The organism is uncultured Methanofollis sp. (assembly GCF_937919355.1).
GTDB lineage: Archaea > Halobacteriota > Methanomicrobia > Methanomicrobiales > Methanofollaceae > Methanofollis.
In genome coordinates this window covers 1-14,919 of record NZ_CALFSA010000048.1, presented here as the reverse complement: position 1 = coordinate 14,919, position 14,919 = coordinate 1, and the positions used below count along the sequence as shown (strand labels likewise).

The window sequence follows — 14,919 nt, the reverse complement described above, 5'->3', positions numbered from 1 at the left end:
ATAGAGGAGGCGTACATCTCGGCGGGCACCGACGCCCTCTCCACCTGGGTGCCGTCGTCCCTCTGCAAGGGTTCCTCTCTTCGCGCCGCCTACCAGGAGACGGTCGAAGGCGTCCCTGCCTGTCCCGCCGGGATAAATATCCTCCTCGGTGCGCGGATCGAGGAGGAACAGGAAGAATGCCGCCTCCTCCTTGATGAACCCGCCCTTGGTTTCAATGTCAATACACAGGACGACCTTGCCCGTGCGACGCGTTTTATCTGCGCCCGAGAAAAGGGGCATTCTCTCTGAATTCTCACGTATTCTCCGTTAATGCCAGAAAGGAAACCATATTAACCGCCGCAGCCGATATTCTTGGCATGCAGATCTCCCGGGAGATAGAACTGGAAGGGCATATTATCGACTCTGGTATCATGACCCTTGTCTTCGACCGGATCATGGATATGGGCGGGAACTTTGAGATTCTTGTCTTCGATGTGGGGAAGAAGAAGACAGACCCGAGTTATGCCCGCCTGAAGGTGAGTGCCGTTGATGAGGCGCATCTTGAGGCGATCCTCAGCGAACTCTACCGCCTCGGCGCTCATCTGCCAGTGGTGGCAGACGCACGGTTGGTACCGGCAGAAGGCGACCGCATCGTCCCCAAGGGCTTTTACTCGACGACCAACCACTCGACCTACGTGAAATACGAGGGCGAATGGCTCCCTGTCGAGAACATCGAGATGGACTGTCTCCTTGTCGTGGACCCGGCCGCAAAGCACGCATCCTGCACCCCTCTCTCCAAACTGAAGAAGGGCGACCTTGTTGTCGTCGGTGAAGATGGCGTCAAGGTGGACTACCCGGAGCGCCCGCGGGAGAAGAGCAGGTTCGAGTTCATGCAGGGGACGGTCTCGCCCGAGCGCCCGTCAGAGACCCTGATCGAGAAGATCGCGCGGGAGATCCTTGAGGTGAAGAGGTCGGGCGGGAAGATCGTCCTTGTCGGCGGCCCGGCGATCATCCATACCGGCGGCGGCCCGGCACTTGCAAAACTCATTCACAACGGCTACATCAACGCTCTCTTTGCAGGGAACGCCCTGGCGACCCACGACATCGAGTCGAACCTCTTCGGCACATCCCTCGGCATGGACATCAAGACCGCGAAACTCGTCACCGGCGGGCACAAGCACCACATCTATGCGATCTCCGAGGTGATGCGCGCAGGGTCAATCAGGAATGCGGTCGAGCAGGGCATCGTCACCGGCGGCGTGATGTATGAATGCGTCAGGAACAACGTCCCCTTCGTCCTTGCCGGGTCGATCCGGGACGACGGCCCCCTCCCTGACGTGATCACCGATGTCATGGAAGCGCAGGACGCCATGAGAAAGCACCTGAAGGGTGCGAAGATGGTGCTGATGGTGGCGACCCTCCTCCACTCGGTGGCCGTCGGCAACTGTCTGCCCTCGAATGTGAAGACACTCTGCGTCGACATCAACCCGGCCTCCCTGACCAAGTTGATGGACCGCGGCACCTCGCAGGCGATCGGCATCGTCTCGGACGCCGGCACCTTCTTCCCGATGCTTGCGAAAAAACTGGACGAACTCTCAGAGAAAAATTAACGCGTGAGGGGCATGGCCCAGGGCCTCTCGTGCCCGAGGACATACTCCCACTCTTTTTTGCAGTCGCACTCGATCTCCGCAAGGGCGCGGATCAACTCCACGTCGCCGGTGAGAGCGTACTCGTTGATCCCATCGATGATCTCGCGGTCGCACTTCCCGCAGTTGTGCGGCCCCCTGATATAACCGCCGCCGACCGGGTCGCAGAAGACCGGGACGCCCGGGTCGACATTCCCGAGCACCTCGAGGATGCTCCAGAGGTACGGCGGGCGGTACGCATGCTCCTTCCAGAGGTGTTCGAGTTCTGTCCTTTTCTGGACGGTGCAGGCATTCATCGAGATCATGCCGCAGTACGGGGCCACAGCCATGATGGAGGTCTTCATGTCCTCGATCGCTTCCTTCTCGGTGAGGAAGAGGGGTTTCAGGAGGAGGTAAGCCTTCACCCCGGCACCCGCGGCCTTCGCCCTCTTCGAGGCTTCAATGAAGTCGGCGAAAGTGAAGCCCTTTCTGATCGATTTTTCCCTGATGGCGTCGTCCGTCGTCTCAAGCCCGATCGCTACATGGATGGGGGACCCGAGGGTATCCGCCATCGCTGCAAGGGTGTCGGTCTCCACGTACTCGGGCCGCGTCTCGACGACGACGACCTTCCCGGCAAAGGTCTGCGCGACATCCTCCCTGAAGGCCGGCGGCACCTCGACAGGGTCAAGGAAACTGCCCGACGTGAAGATCTTGACCATTCCGACCTCCGAGAGGTCGAAGTTCTCCCGCACCCAGGCAAGTTGCCCCCGGAGTGCGGCGAGGACTTCCTCAGGTTTGGCCCCGAAATAACCCTCAAAACGGTAACCGCACATCATGCAGCGCCGGTATGAGCACCCCCCGCTTTTAAAGATTATTGTAAGAGAATCGAGGGTTTCATCCTCATAACGGTCCTTTCCTTTCCACGCTGCCAGTGGCTTAATAGATTGTATCGATAACATTAACACCTATTTCGTTGATCTATAATATTATGAAAATTTCTGTGATGAGGATTGCACTCCCCCTGCTCTGCCTTATCTGCTTCCTCGCGGTTCCAGCGTCGGCGGCATTTATTGAGGTCACAGCGCCGGACTCCATAAACGCAGGGAAGCCCCTTGAGGCTACCGGGACGACGATAGGAGTGAAACCGGGCTATGTCGTTGACATTGTCCTTTATGACACGACATATGGAAAGAGCGAGATCGACCGACAGGCAGTCGTGATCCAGGGCGACGGGACATTTAACCTGACCTTCGAGACCGATGATCTCAGGTCGGGCACCTATTCTGTAGAGGTCCAGTCGCGCGGCGATGACATCTTCGGCGGCAGTTCAAAGAAGATCAAGATCTTCAAGGTCGTGAACAGGAACGACGAACTCAGTATCACCTCTCCGAAGACGCAGGACTATGACGGTACCCTCACGGTGGCAGGTACGCTTGCAAAGTCAGGTGACGATGGCCTCAGGCTCACCGTGACCAACGCGGATAATGCAACCATCTACGGCCCCAAATGGATTCAGACCGATGCGGGTGCCTTCTCTGTCCCTGTCCCCGTCACCTCGGGCGGCACTTACATGGCCGAGATCGCGGACAGGAGCGGTTATACCTGGACCACGCAGTTCACCGTGAAGGGCGGTGTGGCAGAGGTCACGCCGACGGTATCACAGACGCCCGGCCCCACGTACTCGGCTTCGGCCCCGGCCTCCCGCGGGAACCCGGCGTATTTTGCCATTGAGACCCTCGGCGGCCAGGTGACGATCAGCACATCCACCGGGACCGACTGGGTGCTCGAGTACATCGACGAGAAGGGTGAGCGGTCGATAGTGAATAACCAGGGCACCACGGCCCCGGAGAGCGTTACCCTCCCGGCGACAGGCGGCATCGTCTACGTGAAAGTCACGCCCCAACTCTACACCGAGACCGGGACCGTGACGGTCGCGGCCGCGAACATCAAGAAGATCTCGGTCGATGCAGCGGTGGCGGGGAAGTTCGGCGACCCTGTCCCGACGACGGCCCAGAGCCCGATGCCCTTCGGCCTCGTGCTTCTTGCTCTCGGTGCGGTCTTCCTCCTGTTCAGGAAGATCTAAACCTTCCTCACCTACAGCATCTTTTTTTAAGTGGCAGTCCTATAGGTACTGGCGTGCCGGGGTAGTCTAGTCCGGGAAGGCGGCGGTCTTGAAAACCGCTGGTGCTTGCACCTCGGGAGTTCAAATCTCCCCCCCGGCGCTCTTTGTTCCCGGTGGTTTCTATTCTTATGTTTCTGTGCTATAGGGTAATCCGGGTCAAAAACGCCCGTACCTGTCTCCAATTGGGTGGCCGCACCTCGCATTCACGGCCGTACCGGGGAGATCCGGCGGGAGGGGCAGAACGGGGCCCGTGGGTGAAACGGAGTTATATCCGGCAGGACTCAACGCCCTCCTGCCGCCCATATGATTGCGGGTAATGCCCTCCTCTCCCGGCCCTCCCCCGGCGGCGGGGACAGGAAGGGAGAGAGGCCGGATATTGGCCGGTTCGGGCTCTGGGGATGCCGCCATATGAGGGTCTGAAAACAGGGTACGATGGGGTTTTCAGCCCCGCGGCGTCTTTGCCGCCTTCATGATGAGCGCATGGTCCTCCTCGGCGATCGCCCGCATCGCCTGCCCCTTGATGTGCTCTGACCACTGCTTTTTTTCAGTGATGAATGTCAGTTTCGGGATCAGGGGTGTGAACTCCACGGGAGGGTCGAAGATCGTGACCGTCTTCAGCCTGAACCGGAGAGGAAAGACCTCGTTCCCGAGTTTTCTGGGGGCGGTGAAGATCGGGTCGGTGTCCTCATAGACACTGGAGACGATCTCGAAGCACCCGATGATCGCGGGCGGGAGGGTGATGTCCTTATCGATCTCCTCATGCCCGACATAGAGGAGGATAGTGTCGCCTGGCCTGATCCTGTTGATCTGGCTGACGTCCCTCTTCGGGACACCCCAGATCTGCTTTTTTGTCACGATTTCTGCATTCTCACGGGTGGAGGTGGCAAGCCAGCGGGTCATGGGTGGGCAGTATGGGTCGTGATTGGAAAAAGGTATCGTGAGGATGTGCCGGACGGAGAGAGGGGGAACACAATGTGATGCAGAGTATACGGCTACTCCATCTCATCGGCAGAGGCCGGGAGAGAGACGAAGAAATACCCTGATAAAACAGATGGGACAGCACACTTTCACCACCCGAACCCAACTTTCAAAACCCCCTCCCCCCAACAATGAAGAGAAACCCATGGCCGCCATCGACGAACTCCTGAAAAAATACTGGGGCTACACCTCTTTTCGTTCCCACCAGCGGGAGGTCATCACGTCGGTCCTTGAAGGGCGGGACACAGTGGCGGTCATGGCAACAGGTGGCGGGAAGTCCCTCTGCTACCAGGTACCCGCCCTGTACCTCGGCGGCCTCACCCTCGTCGTCTCCCCCCTCATCTCGCTCATGAAGGACCAGGTCGACGACCTGGACCTGCGGGGCATCCCCGCGGCCGCCTACACCGGGTCGCTCACATATAAGGAGAGGGAGGAGATCGAGAGGCGCCTTGCGGCCAACGCTCTCAGACTGCTCTTCCTCTCGCCAGAGAAGTGCACGCAACCTGCAGTCCTCCGGTCCCTTCGCCGCTATCCCGTCCGTCTCATCGCCATCGACGAGGCGCACTGCATCTCGGAATGGGGCCACAACTTCTGGCCCGAGTACAGGCAACTCTCCCGCCTGAAGACGCACTTTCCTGACGTCCCCATCGTCGCCCTGACCGCCACCGCCGTCCCCGAGGTCAGGGAAGATATCGCCCGGCAACTCGGCCTATCCAGCCCCCGCGAGTTCGTCGGCAGTTTCAACCGCGCAAACCTCAGGTACAGCGTCGTCCCGAAGGAGAAACCGATGTCCCTCCTCCTCTCCATCATCAACAGGCACAGGAACGAGTCGGGGATCGTCTACTGCTTCAGCAAGAGAGAGACCGAGGAGATCGCCCACGAACTCAGGAAGTACAGGTACAATGCCCGCGCCTACCATGCCGGCCTCTCGGCAGGCGTCAGGGAGAAAGTCCAGGACGCATTCCTCTCCGACCGCGTGCAGACTGTCTGCGCCACCATTGCCTTCGGCATGGGCATCGACAAACCCGACGTCCGCTATGTCGTCCACTACGACCTGCCAAAGACCATCGAGTCCTACTACCAGGAGACAGGCCGTGCAGGACGGGACGGCCTGGAGAGCGAATGCGTCCTCTTCTACGACCCTGAGGAGTACGGCAGGGTCAGGTCCCTGATCGAGCACGACGGACGGGACAAGCGTCGCATTGGTATCGCAGTCCGGAAACTGGACGAGATAGTCGGCTATTGCGAGACGACCGGGTGCCGGCGGAAATACCTGCTACACTACTTCGGGGAGGAGTATGCCCCGGAAAACTGCGGCATGTGCGACACCTGCGATCGCTCCCATGAGACGACCGACGGCACTGCATACGCACAAAAGATCATCGGGTGCGTCGGGGAGGTGTCCGGGAATGCAGGTGCCGACCTCATCGCCGATGTCCTGCGGGGGTCGAAAAACGCGAAAGTGAGGGAGAACAACTTCGACCTCCTCCCCTCCTATGGGACAGGCAGGGAGCAGAGCAGAAAGCAGTACAGGAGATGGATCAACGACCTGGTCAGGCAGGGCTACCTGGGGCGGACAGGCGACGGGTCCAGGGCCATCTGCCTGACAGAGACGAGCGCCGCGGTCATGAGGGGAGAGGTGCGGGTCATGCTCCCTGCGCCCGAGGGCGGCGCGAAGAAGAGGCAGGTCGAGGACGCCCTGAGTCCTGAAGACAGGGAACTGTTCGTCGCGTTGAAGACGTTGCGCACCTCGATTGCGGACCGCGACGGTGTGCCCCCCTCTGTCGTCTTCCCGGACAGGAGCCTGATCGAGATGGCCCGCCTCCACCCCTCTGACCGGGAAAGCCTGGGAGAGATACCCGGCGTCGGCGCGGTCAGGCTGGAAAAATACGGTCCCGACGTCATCTCCGCCATCATGCACTTCCAGGACAGAGAGGTCTGAAAGACCGACGGCCGCACCCGGCCAATGCTTATATGGCATGTCACTAATTCTCCCTCCATGCCACCACGTATCCTCGTCACCTATGCGACAAAACACGAGACCACACAGGAGATCGCCGATGCCATCGTCGCAACCCTCAGGGAGGAGGGCCTCGACGCCGATGCCCTGCCTGCCGGGAGGGTGGCATCTGTCGCCGACTACGACGCCGTCGTCATCGGTTCCCCCCTCTACATGGGAAAGATCCTGAAGGAGGCGAAGCAGTTCGTCGACCATTTTGCCGACGCCCTCCAGGAAAAACCGGTCGCCGCCTTTGCCGTCGGCATGAGTTGCAAGGACCTGACCGACGAAAACCGCAGGAAAGTGGAATCGGCGATGGGACCCATCACCGGACGCATCCCCATCAGGGGAGAGATGGGGATGTTTGCCGGGAGGATGAACCCCTCCTATATACCGGTGCTCGGCTTTTTCATGCACTATGACGAGGCGAAGACCGAGGACGCCCGGGACTGGGGGGCGATCAGGGCGTGGGCGGGGAGACTGCCCGCCGCACTCGGCATCGCCGTGCCGCCCCTCCCGGCCTGAAGGTTCAGTGCGGGGTGATGGGCAGGACGAAGAGCATGACCTCCAGGGCGATCAGGATGATCACCACCCACTCCAGGTAGTTCGAGTGCTGGATGTTCACTTCGTCCGAGAGCATCGCATATGTCTGGCGGATGACCTCGATCTTCCTGCCGACGCTGTCGCTCCACTGCTGGCAACTCATGGCCTTGAGGCACATTGCATAGATGCGGCCATAATAGACGTCCTCGGTCACCTTGATCAGGTTGTTGACCTTCTCTGTGATCTCCGAGATCTCAGCCTGTGTCTGCATCAGGCCCATCATGATCGCGCGGTACTGCCTGATCCGGTAGAAGAAATACAGGTGGTCGGCCATCTCGATGTCGTCGTACATCTTCTCCATCTGGCGCGTCAGTTCACCGTCATAGAAACGCAGTTCGAGGAGTTGCACATTGGCGTACTCGATCAACTCGATCAGGTCAGAGGGCGGTTCAGTGTTGACCAGGATGGCGCTGTCCCGCGTGAGGATCGCCCGGTCACTCTCACTGTAACTGAGGGCATTCTTGAGGGTCTCATTCCGGGTCTCCGCGGAGAACGCCGTCGTGTCACCGAGGAGTATCCGTGTCGGGTCGAGGGAGTCGTCGAGGGAGTGGGTGATGTAGATGGCATAGTCCTCATAGAACTCCTCGTCGACCGTCCTCTCGCCGACCGCCGACTTGAGGACCGCAAGGAGACGCGCGATGGTGGTGGTGAAGGCGGTGTCCAGGCCTCTCTGCCCTGCGAAGCAGAGGGCGGTCTCCTCCAGTTCTTCAGGGGTGCCCTCGAATGCCTCGTAGATGAGGCAGATGCTGATCGCACCGATATCATACACGCGTGCGTCGACGCGGAAGGTGTAGGTCTTTCCGTCCTGTTCGACCGCCATGGGGTCGAGTCTGAGCAGGAGGGGGGCGTGCTTGATGATGATCGCCCGCGGCTTCACCTGGACAAAGCGTGCCCTGCTGATGGTCACGCTCTCTTTGAGGGCCCTTTCGAGAGATTTGATGTCGACCTCTTTTCCGATATCGTAGATGCGGTAAAAGCGAATTGCGAACATGGTTTTCAGGTCACTCCGGGGAGGCTGTCCCCGCGGGGAGATGGTCCGGTACCCGGTTCTGGATCAGATCGCGTATCACCGGATAGGATATAAGGGTGCGTCAACGGGCCACGGAGCGTGCGGGAGAATCCGGTCGGCCATGGCATATCCGGGACAGGCGCGGTGTGCACGGGCTCTTCAATATCCTGTGTTCTCGTGCTCGTTAAAACGCGCATCCCCCGGATCAGGATAGGGCCAGGGAAGAGTGAACACGAGATCCCGGGGAGGGCGATTGTCATCCGCTCCCTGCCAGGACTGCAGGGAAAAGCACGTCAGGCCCGATCAGATACCCCGTGAAAGGCGCCCCTGACAGTCCCCCTCACCCGCCCCTCTAGGCCCTCCACTCTCCTGATGTCCCGCACGCGGTCGACGCCGTCCACCAGCACCTCGCCCGCGTATTTGATGCCGAGGTTTTCCATGGAGGCCCTGACGACCGCGGTGAGACAGGCGAAGTTCGCCTCTCCCTTCCGGCCGCAGACGGCAAGGAGGACACCCTCCGGCATCGAAACGTCTTCAAAGAGGTTCTTCTCCGCATGGAGCGCCTGAAAGCGGTCGAGGACGACCTTCAGCCCGCCGGGGACTGTGCCGGTGTAGACGGGCGAGCAGACGACGAGGAGGGAGGCGTGCTTCACCGCACCGATGATCCCTGCCATGTCGTCGTCGAAGGTGCACCTGCCGGTGTTGTAGCACTGGTAGCACCCGATGCAGGGGTGGATGCCCATGTCGTCGGGGTAGACCACCTGCACCGTCTGTCCCATGCGGCGTACCTCGTCTGCCGCCCACCCGGCAAGGATGCTGCAGTTGCCGTCAGGGCGCGGGCTCCCCTGGATGACGACGCAGTCTGTGGCGGAGAAGGGACGCCGGGGTGCCTGGCGCGTGACGGCCGCAAGGAAGCGTTCGCGGTGCGCTGTGAGTCCCCGAGCCCACTCCTCCGCCTTATGCCGTGCCGCTGTCTCTGCGTCAAGGGGGACGGTGGGGGAGTACTCGTAGGAGTTGGTGCGGAAAGTTGCGACCGTCTCCCTCGCTGTGCAGAGGGTGAGGGTGAACCTGACCATGCCGGGGTACAGGCCAGAAAGGTCTTCCCGCCAGAGCGAGAGGGTGTACTCCCTGTCGATACTGCGCTCAAAGAGGAGGACTGGTCCCCGCACCATACCGGAGACTAGCAAATACCGTCATATAATGATTCGCCGGGCGATATATCCCGGAACTCCGCAGATTGCGCAGATAGAAATAAATCCAAACCGCTCTGCGTACATATAATGTCACAGGACATCATCGAAAAGGCAAAGGGGTTCCTCATGGACCCTGCAGAGACATTCAGGAACGCACAAAGTGACGACCTTGGTGAGGCATTCAAGTACTTCGCCATTATCCTCGCCATCAACTCCGTCCTCAGCGGCCTGCTGGTCATGGCCGGGGTCGGCGCCGCCACCGAAATCCCCGGCATGGCGCTGGGCATTGCCGGCAGCTTCGCCAGCGGCATCGCGGCGATCGTCGGCACCTTCATCGGTGGCATCATCGGCCTCTTCATCGGCGGCATCATCGTCCACATCTTCGTCGCCCTCATTATCGGTGGCAACGGCATCGAGCAGACCATCAAGGCCCTGATCTACGGTGCAACCCCGGGCATGCTCCTCGGCTGGATCCCCTTCATCGGTATCATCGGCGGCCTCTGGTCTCTAGTCCTCTACATCATCGGCATCAGGGAACTCCATGACACGACGACAGGCAAGGCCGCGGTCGCAGTCCTCCTGCCTGTGATCATTCTCGTCGCCCTCCTCGTCATGCTCGCCTTTGTGGTCGCTGGCCTCATCATTGCAGGCGGCGCGATGTCTGCTGCCTGAGGAAAAGAAACTCTTCTTTTTTTGTGCGACGCAGAGAGCGCCGCCGGTAGAGATCCGTCATCTCCATCGCAGGATCATCGACGGCCGCCCCTGACGATCCCGAGTACCCCCGCACCGCAGGCAAGGACCGGCCCCGCGATCAGACCGGCCCAGAAGAGAAGGCCCGCAATCCCGATCCCGATCATCGCCGCACCCCAGACCCTCCCGGCCTTCTCCCTCCCCAGGCCGAGGTAAAAGGTCAGGAGACCGAGGAGGACGGGGACAAGGGCAAACGCAAGGGTGAGAAAGGCCGAGGGGTCGTACCCCGTCTTCGAGAGGGCGATCCCCATCTGGAGGAGGGTCATCGCACCGCCGCCGATAAAGAGGAGGGCGGCAATGACGGCCAGGAGACCAGCCTGACCGGGAAGGGGGCGGCACCGCCCGCCGCGGCGTGCCAGCACCCCGATACCCGCAAGGAAGGTGAGGGCGAGAGGGGCGAGGACGAGGATCAGGGGTTGCCCCTCCCAGAGGTGGATGCCGACCGCCGAGAGGGGGACGAGCACCCACTCTGCCGGGGAAAATTCCTCGCGGTACCCGACGGCAAGTCCGAACCTCCCGCCGGTATCGGCAGAAAAGACGGCGACATAATATGTTCCGGGCACCGTGACCACCGACGAGTACGTCGCACCCGGATACAGGGCCGCCGGGGTGAAGGGTTCGTATTCGGCCTTTTCAGGCGGCACACCAGCGACCACGAAGGCACCCGCACCCGGCGGCACCTCCACCGAGTCGGGGAGGTCGCCCGACGGGGCGATGCCCGGCCCCATCACCGCAAGGCCCGGGACAAAAGAGGACTTCTCCGGGGTGAAGAGGGAGAGGCGGAGTTCATCTCCTTCCTCCATCTCAAGCAGGTAGTATCGTGCCTCTCCTCCCGCGTCGATGGTGTCGTAGACGACCCATGACTTCGTCGGGTCGTCGATGGGGAGGGCGTCCTCAGGGAGGTCATTGCCACCTCCCCAGAGAGGGACATGCGCGGAGACCGCCACACAGAGAGAGACGAGGATGAGAGTGAAGAGCAGGAGACCACTTTCGCCGCACATGGGTCCGCATCCTCCGGCACGGCATATGAAACTGACGCCTGTACCGGGTCCTGTCGATGACATATCTCCAGGGCAGGAACAAATGTTGAGAAAGTATCATCCTTTCATGTGATCCGCTGCACTGAAAAAAAACATTTACACGACGCGTTATGCTAATTTTAGCACACGTGTGCGGCATATCCAGATAGGTATGAAAACAGAAATCATAAAAAATTTCACCCAAAAAAAGATCGGCATTACGAGTATTACCTGCCATATTCGTGACAAATCCTGGATCAGAGTTTCCAAAAAATAGTTATATAGATCATGCGCCATAAAGGGATCTGTTTCCGGACCACACATTGCCAGGACAAATGTCAGGCAGAGATCGGTATCAGGTCCGGAGTACACTATGCCACCGTGAGGTGGCCCCGAAAAGGGGGGAAGAGCATGATAAAGAAAAAATATCTGGCGCCATTCATTCTCGCGGTCCTCCTGATCGCGGGGGCGGGTGTCGCCTATGCCGCCACCTCTGCCAGTACTCCCGGCGGCTTCGACAAAGTCGTCGTATTTATGGCGGCAGGGCAGTACGACCCGGCGGTCCCGCCGGCAGAGGGCGACCTTGCTATGTGGTTCCACAAGGACATCATGGGGAGGACCGATGCAGATATCGATATGACAAAAGAAGAGGCGATGACGTACTTCGATGAGACCTTCGGCCTGAACACCACGAACAGTCCCGAGCCGGTGGCATATGGCGTGGACCCGAGGAACGATGACCGGGCCTACATCATCTCCGGAATGGAGGTCCCGTCCGAGGGGTGGGCCGTCCGTGAAGGCGGGTTCATGGTCAACCTGACCGAGGAGACCACGTTGTACGGGACCTGGGGAGGCGAGGAGGGAAAGACCGTCCCGGCAGGTTCCACCTTTGTCTACGGGGACTACAGCATCAACGTGACTTCCATGGACAATGTCTCGCCTGACAACGAGTCGCCCGACAATGTCTCGCCTGACAATGTCTCGCCGACAGTGACGCCGACGCCGGCAGAACCTATCATCATCCACTTCCAGTCTGTCGAACCGATCGTCCCCGACATGGTGAACAACGGGACAACCTTCCGCTGCACCGCCATCGCCCCGTGGGGTGAGGGCATCGCACAGGGGATCTCGTACCCGCAGACCGTCACCGACAACGCGACCGGCACCAACATGACGCAGGCAAATAGCAGGAATGTCCAGACGTATCCGGCGTACGCCCCGGCCGCGGTCATGACATAAGGGCCCGGTCGGATCACACCCTTTCTCTTTTTGACCCCCCGGCATGAGGGCAGATCGCTTCAGAAGAGATAAATCCATTCACGACGAAAGGAATGGCGTGTTTTCAGGAAAGAAGGACATGAGAGTCGCATCATTCATGATTGCCGCCGCCCTCGCCTGCCTTGTCCTCACCTGCGGCTGTACGGGAGGGGAGGCAACTGTCACCCTCGACACGGACGCTGGCACCGTGACGGGGCACAACGACACCGCCCGGACTGTCGAATATCAGGTCCAGGTTACAGCAACAAATACGGGTACCGCCAAAGCCAGGGATGTGGAAGTCGCGGTGACGGCGCAGCAGGTGAGTCCGGGAGATGACTGGACTGCCCGCATCGCCGGGTCAGATCTCCAGACCGGCAAGATCGCATTCGGCACCATCATGCCGGGGGAGTCGGTGACAAAAACGGTGACCGTCACGCTCACGGGGACCCCGGACTCCTATCAGGCGCTGAAGGCAGGGACGGGCATCGAGGTCGTGCCGAGTCTGTCTCACCTCTCCTCAGTCCCCCTGCTCTGAATGTACGACCCGGAGGGGTCTCGCCTCCGGCACATAATGGGCTTTGAGTCTATCTGACGAGTCGGTGCAGGTTCAGGCGCCGCCGCCTTCGATGTGCCGTCCTGCCCCTGCAGACTGCCTGTACCGGATCAACTCCGCGATGCACGCGTTATAGGGCGTGGGGATCCCGTGCCTCTCCCCCAGTGCGGCGATATACCCGTTGAGGAGGTCGATCTCGGTCCGTCTCCCGCAGGAGATGTCGTAGTACATGGAGGGATAGGAGGCGGAGAAATCCCGGATCTGGACGCCGAAGAGGTGGGCAAGGTAGTCGTCGGCGGTTGCCCACGGCACCCTGACGCCCTCCGCCGTCATGACGGCGAAGGTCTCCCTGATGAGGTGGCCGATGACCTCACGGAGGTGGTCGTCGGCGGTCTCACCCACAGGCACGGAGAGGAGGGCGCAGAGGGGGTTGACCGAGAGGTTCAGGAGGGACTTCGTCCATTTTGCCGCACGGATGTCCTCGCTCCTCCTGACTGCGATCCCCGCCTCGTGGACGAGGGACACGAGGCCGTCGAGAGCCCCGCAATCTTCTCCCGACCAGAGGCCGAAGACCATCGGACTGCTCTCGCTCTTCACCCTGACATGCCCGTCGCCGATGACAGAGAAGTTGGTGGTCACGGTGCCACCGATGACGACGCCGGTATACCGGGCGATGATCTCCTCGTTGCCGATGCCGTTCTGGAGGGTCGCCACAGGATGTTCCCTGATGACCCCGGCGTACTCCTCGCAGATCGCCTGCGTATCTGGACCCTTTGCTGTGATCAGAATATAGTCAGGGTCTGGGGGGACGTCTGCCCGACCACTCACACAGGATATCCCCATGACAGAGAGATTTCCCCATATCCCTTCCATGACCAGACCGTGCTCGCGGATCGCCGCAGCGTGCCGCGGCCTGCATGCCGCATAGACATCTGCGACCCCGGCCATCTTCCCGGCAAGAGAGAGGCCGACCGCACCGGCACCGAGTATCAGGACGACCGGACACTTTGCATGACTCATACCTGTCGGTTACGATCTTAGACCGGCGAGAGGATAACGTTTCTCGGTACGTATCGCGGTGATCTTCACGGGCACGACTCTCCAGGCCGGGATCACCGGTGTCGTCCTCTTTTCGGGGCGGCATGACCGGGCACCCGGGCGAGGATGGCGGTGAGTGACTCCTCTGTCAGTCGTCCCTTCTTCCCGACGACATCTGTCTTCCTGATCGTGCAGACTTCAGAGACAAGTGCATAACTCTCGTCAAAGAGGTCGAGGCCCCCGCTCGCAAAGTCGAGGAGGTCCAGCACTTTAAAGGGTGTGTCACCGGGTTCTTTGCTTGTCACCGGGCAGACCCGGAGGGCTTCATTGTCGCAGATGCCGGTGACGATGGCGGGCCGCGTCTTCGGGGTTGGGCGACCTCCTATTCGTATGGGCGCAAGGACGACGTCTCCGACGAAGTATTCTCCCATCCTGAGAAAAGGTCGACCGGAAGAGACATAAGGTGACCGCTCCCGGTCAGGAAATATGCATTTCCGTTGTCCGGGGGTGTTCACAGGATAAAAAGATTTAATGGGCCAGAAACATGTTCTGTCCCTCCATACATCACAACCATCCAATCAGGGCCGTGGAAGGGTCTCAGGTTCCCCGGCACTCCCCGGTTGCGGGGAGGCGCGATTGTGCACCTCTTGTCCTCTGCTCTTACACCATCTGCGTCTGATTGGTCTCAATCTCCTCAAGTGTCACGGTCTCCTCGGTAGTCATGGTCTCCTCGGTGGTCATGGTCTCCTCGGTGGTCATGGTCTCCTCGGTGGTCATGGTCTCCTCGGTGG

At 60.3% G+C, this 14,919-nt stretch carries 14 protein-coding genes, 1 tRNA gene and 1 pseudogene; 9 read left to right on the top strand and 7 right to left on the bottom strand.

Annotation, left to right across the window (positions count from 1 at the left end; genetic code table 11):
- Together Q0520_RS02460 and Q0520_RS02455 are read left to right on the top strand one after the other, a co-directional pair.
- Window positions 1–288: pseudogene (locus tag Q0520_RS02460) on the top strand (5-deoxyadenosylcobinamide phosphate nucleotidyltransferase); the annotation flags it as partial.
- Window positions 289–356: 68 nt separating this feature from the next.
- Entirely contained in the window at window positions 357–1,589 is a 1,233-nt protein-coding gene (locus Q0520_RS02455) for a TIGR00300 family protein (protein WP_298666144.1), read from the top strand.
- Here Q0520_RS02455 and Q0520_RS02450 read toward each other — a convergent pair.
- On the bottom strand, window positions 1,586–2,563 hold the full coding sequence (locus Q0520_RS02450; protein ID WP_298666141.1) for an archaeosine biosynthesis radical SAM protein RaSEA: 978 nt from the start codon (window positions 2,561–2,563) through the stop codon (window positions 1,586–1,588). The genes Q0520_RS02455 and Q0520_RS02450 overlap by 4 nt on opposite strands.
- Before the next feature lie 44 nt (window positions 2,564–2,607).
- On the opposite strand from Q0520_RS02450, the gene Q0520_RS02445 reads away from it, so the two are divergent.
- Together Q0520_RS02445 and Q0520_RS02440 are read left to right on the top strand one after the other, a co-directional pair.
- A complete protein-coding gene (locus tag Q0520_RS02445; protein ID WP_298666138.1) occupies window positions 2,608–3,687 on the top strand; it encodes a hypothetical protein in 1,080 nt (359 codons plus the stop codon).
- A gap of 55 nt (window positions 3,688–3,742) precedes the next feature.
- A tRNA-Ser gene (locus Q0520_RS02440) sits at window positions 3,743–3,826 on the top strand.
- Window positions 3,827–4,167: 341 nt separating this feature from the next.
- On the opposite strand, the gene Q0520_RS02435 is transcribed toward Q0520_RS02440, so the two are convergent.
- Window positions 4,168–4,626: an EVE domain-containing protein gene (locus Q0520_RS02435; protein WP_298666135.1), complete on the bottom strand. Its 459-nt coding sequence runs from the start codon at window positions 4,624–4,626 to the stop codon at window positions 4,168–4,170.
- 223 nt (window positions 4,627–4,849) lie between these two features.
- On the opposite strand from Q0520_RS02435, the gene recQ reads away from it, so the two are divergent.
- Together recQ and Q0520_RS02425 are read left to right on the top strand one after the other, a co-directional pair.
- A complete protein-coding gene (recQ, locus tag Q0520_RS02430; protein ID WP_298666097.1) occupies window positions 4,850–6,646 on the top strand; it encodes a DNA helicase RecQ in 1,797 nt (598 codons plus the stop codon).
- A 57-nt stretch (window positions 6,647–6,703) separates the two neighbouring features.
- Entirely contained in the window at window positions 6,704–7,228 is a 525-nt protein-coding gene (locus Q0520_RS02425) for a flavodoxin domain-containing protein (RefSeq protein ID WP_298666094.1), read from the top strand.
- A 4-nt stretch (window positions 7,229–7,232) separates the two neighbouring features.
- Here the strand turns inward: Q0520_RS02425 and Q0520_RS02420 are convergent, their stop codons facing one another.
- Both Q0520_RS02420 and Q0520_RS02415 read right to left on the bottom strand, forming a co-directional pair.
- Window positions 7,233–8,297: a hypothetical protein gene (locus tag Q0520_RS02420; RefSeq protein WP_298666092.1), complete on the bottom strand. Its 1,065-nt coding sequence runs from the start codon at window positions 8,295–8,297 to the stop codon at window positions 7,233–7,235.
- A gap of 311 nt (window positions 8,298–8,608) precedes the next feature.
- Window positions 8,609–9,487, bottom strand: a complete 879-nt coding sequence (locus Q0520_RS02415) for a flavodoxin family protein (RefSeq protein WP_298666090.1) — start codon at window positions 9,485–9,487, stop codon at window positions 8,609–8,611.
- Between the two features lie 108 nt (window positions 9,488–9,595).
- Here Q0520_RS02415 and Q0520_RS02410 point away from each other — a divergent pair, with 108 nt between their 5' ends.
- Window positions 9,596–10,180, top strand: a complete 585-nt coding sequence (locus tag Q0520_RS02410; RefSeq protein ID WP_298666087.1) for a YIP1 family protein — start codon at window positions 9,596–9,598, stop codon at window positions 10,178–10,180.
- 74 nt (window positions 10,181–10,254) lie between these two features.
- On the opposite strand, the gene Q0520_RS02405 is transcribed toward Q0520_RS02410, so the two are convergent.
- A complete protein-coding gene (locus tag Q0520_RS02405; protein ID WP_298666084.1) occupies window positions 10,255–11,259 on the bottom strand; it encodes a hypothetical protein in 1,005 nt (334 codons plus the stop codon).
- Between the two features lie 429 nt (window positions 11,260–11,688).
- Here Q0520_RS02405 and Q0520_RS02400 point away from each other — a divergent pair, with 429 nt between their 5' ends.
- Together Q0520_RS02400 and Q0520_RS02395 are read left to right on the top strand one after the other, a co-directional pair.
- Window positions 11,689–12,516 carry a hypothetical protein gene (locus Q0520_RS02400; protein WP_298666081.1) on the top strand — a complete coding sequence of 276 codons (828 nt, stop codon included), beginning with the start codon at window positions 11,689–11,691 and terminating at the stop codon, window positions 12,514–12,516.
- Between the two features lie 118 nt (window positions 12,517–12,634).
- The gene (locus tag Q0520_RS02395; RefSeq protein ID WP_298666079.1) at window positions 12,635–13,072 is read left to right on the top strand and encodes a hypothetical protein; all 438 of its coding nucleotides are present in this window, start codon (window positions 12,635–12,637) and stop codon (window positions 13,070–13,072) included.
- Between the two features lie 72 nt (window positions 13,073–13,144).
- On the opposite strand, the gene Q0520_RS02390 is transcribed toward Q0520_RS02395, so the two are convergent.
- Both Q0520_RS02390 and Q0520_RS02385 read right to left on the bottom strand, forming a co-directional pair.
- Window positions 13,145–14,110, bottom strand: a complete 966-nt coding sequence (locus Q0520_RS02390) for a ketopantoate reductase family protein (protein ID WP_298666076.1) — start codon at window positions 14,108–14,110, stop codon at window positions 13,145–13,147.
- 92 nt (window positions 14,111–14,202) lie between these two features.
- Complete coding sequence (locus Q0520_RS02385) at window positions 14,203–14,559, bottom strand: type II toxin-antitoxin system PemK/MazF family toxin (protein WP_298666073.1); 357 nt, start codon at window positions 14,557–14,559, stop codon at window positions 14,203–14,205.
- Between the last annotated feature and the right edge of the window lie 360 nt (window positions 14,560–14,919).

What these genes read in the sequence shown, in the direction of transcription:
- Q0520_RS02455 (WP_298666144.1), top strand. Translation starts at nt 357, where the DNA reads ATGCAGATCTCCCGGGAGATAGAACTGGAAGGGCATATTATCGACTCT.
- Q0520_RS02450 (WP_298666141.1), bottom strand. Translation starts at nt 2,563, where the DNA reads ATGTTATCGATACAATCTATTAAGCCACTGGCAGCGTGGAAAGGAAAG.
- Q0520_RS02445 (WP_298666138.1), top strand. Translation starts at nt 2,608, where the DNA reads ATGAGGATTGCACTCCCCCTGCTCTGCCTTATCTGCTTCCTCGCGGTT.
- Q0520_RS02435 (WP_298666135.1), bottom strand. Translation starts at nt 4,626, where the DNA reads ATGACCCGCTGGCTTGCCACCTCCACCCGTGAGAATGCAGAAATCGTG.
- recQ (WP_298666097.1), top strand. Translation starts at nt 4,850, where the DNA reads ATGGCCGCCATCGACGAACTCCTGAAAAAATACTGGGGCTACACCTCT.
- Q0520_RS02425 (WP_298666094.1), top strand. Translation starts at nt 6,704, where the DNA reads ATGCCACCACGTATCCTCGTCACCTATGCGACAAAACACGAGACCACA.
- Q0520_RS02420 (WP_298666092.1), bottom strand. Translation starts at nt 8,297, where the DNA reads ATGTTCGCAATTCGCTTTTACCGCATCTACGATATCGGAAAAGAGGTC.
- Q0520_RS02415 (WP_298666090.1), bottom strand. Translation starts at nt 9,487, where the DNA reads ATGGTGCGGGGACCAGTCCTCCTCTTTGAGCGCAGTATCGACAGGGAG.
- Q0520_RS02410 (WP_298666087.1), top strand. Translation starts at nt 9,596, where the DNA reads ATGTCACAGGACATCATCGAAAAGGCAAAGGGGTTCCTCATGGACCCT.
- Q0520_RS02405 (WP_298666084.1), bottom strand. Translation starts at nt 11,259, where the DNA reads ATGTGCGGCGAAAGTGGTCTCCTGCTCTTCACTCTCATCCTCGTCTCT.
- Q0520_RS02400 (WP_298666081.1), top strand. Translation starts at nt 11,689, where the DNA reads ATGATAAAGAAAAAATATCTGGCGCCATTCATTCTCGCGGTCCTCCTG.
- Q0520_RS02395 (WP_298666079.1), top strand. Translation starts at nt 12,635, where the DNA reads ATGAGAGTCGCATCATTCATGATTGCCGCCGCCCTCGCCTGCCTTGTC.
- Q0520_RS02390 (WP_298666076.1), bottom strand. Translation starts at nt 14,110, where the DNA reads ATGAGTCATGCAAAGTGTCCGGTCGTCCTGATACTCGGTGCCGGTGCG.
- Q0520_RS02385 (WP_298666073.1), bottom strand. Translation starts at nt 14,559, where the DNA reads ATGGGAGAATACTTCGTCGGAGACGTCGTCCTTGCGCCCATACGAATA.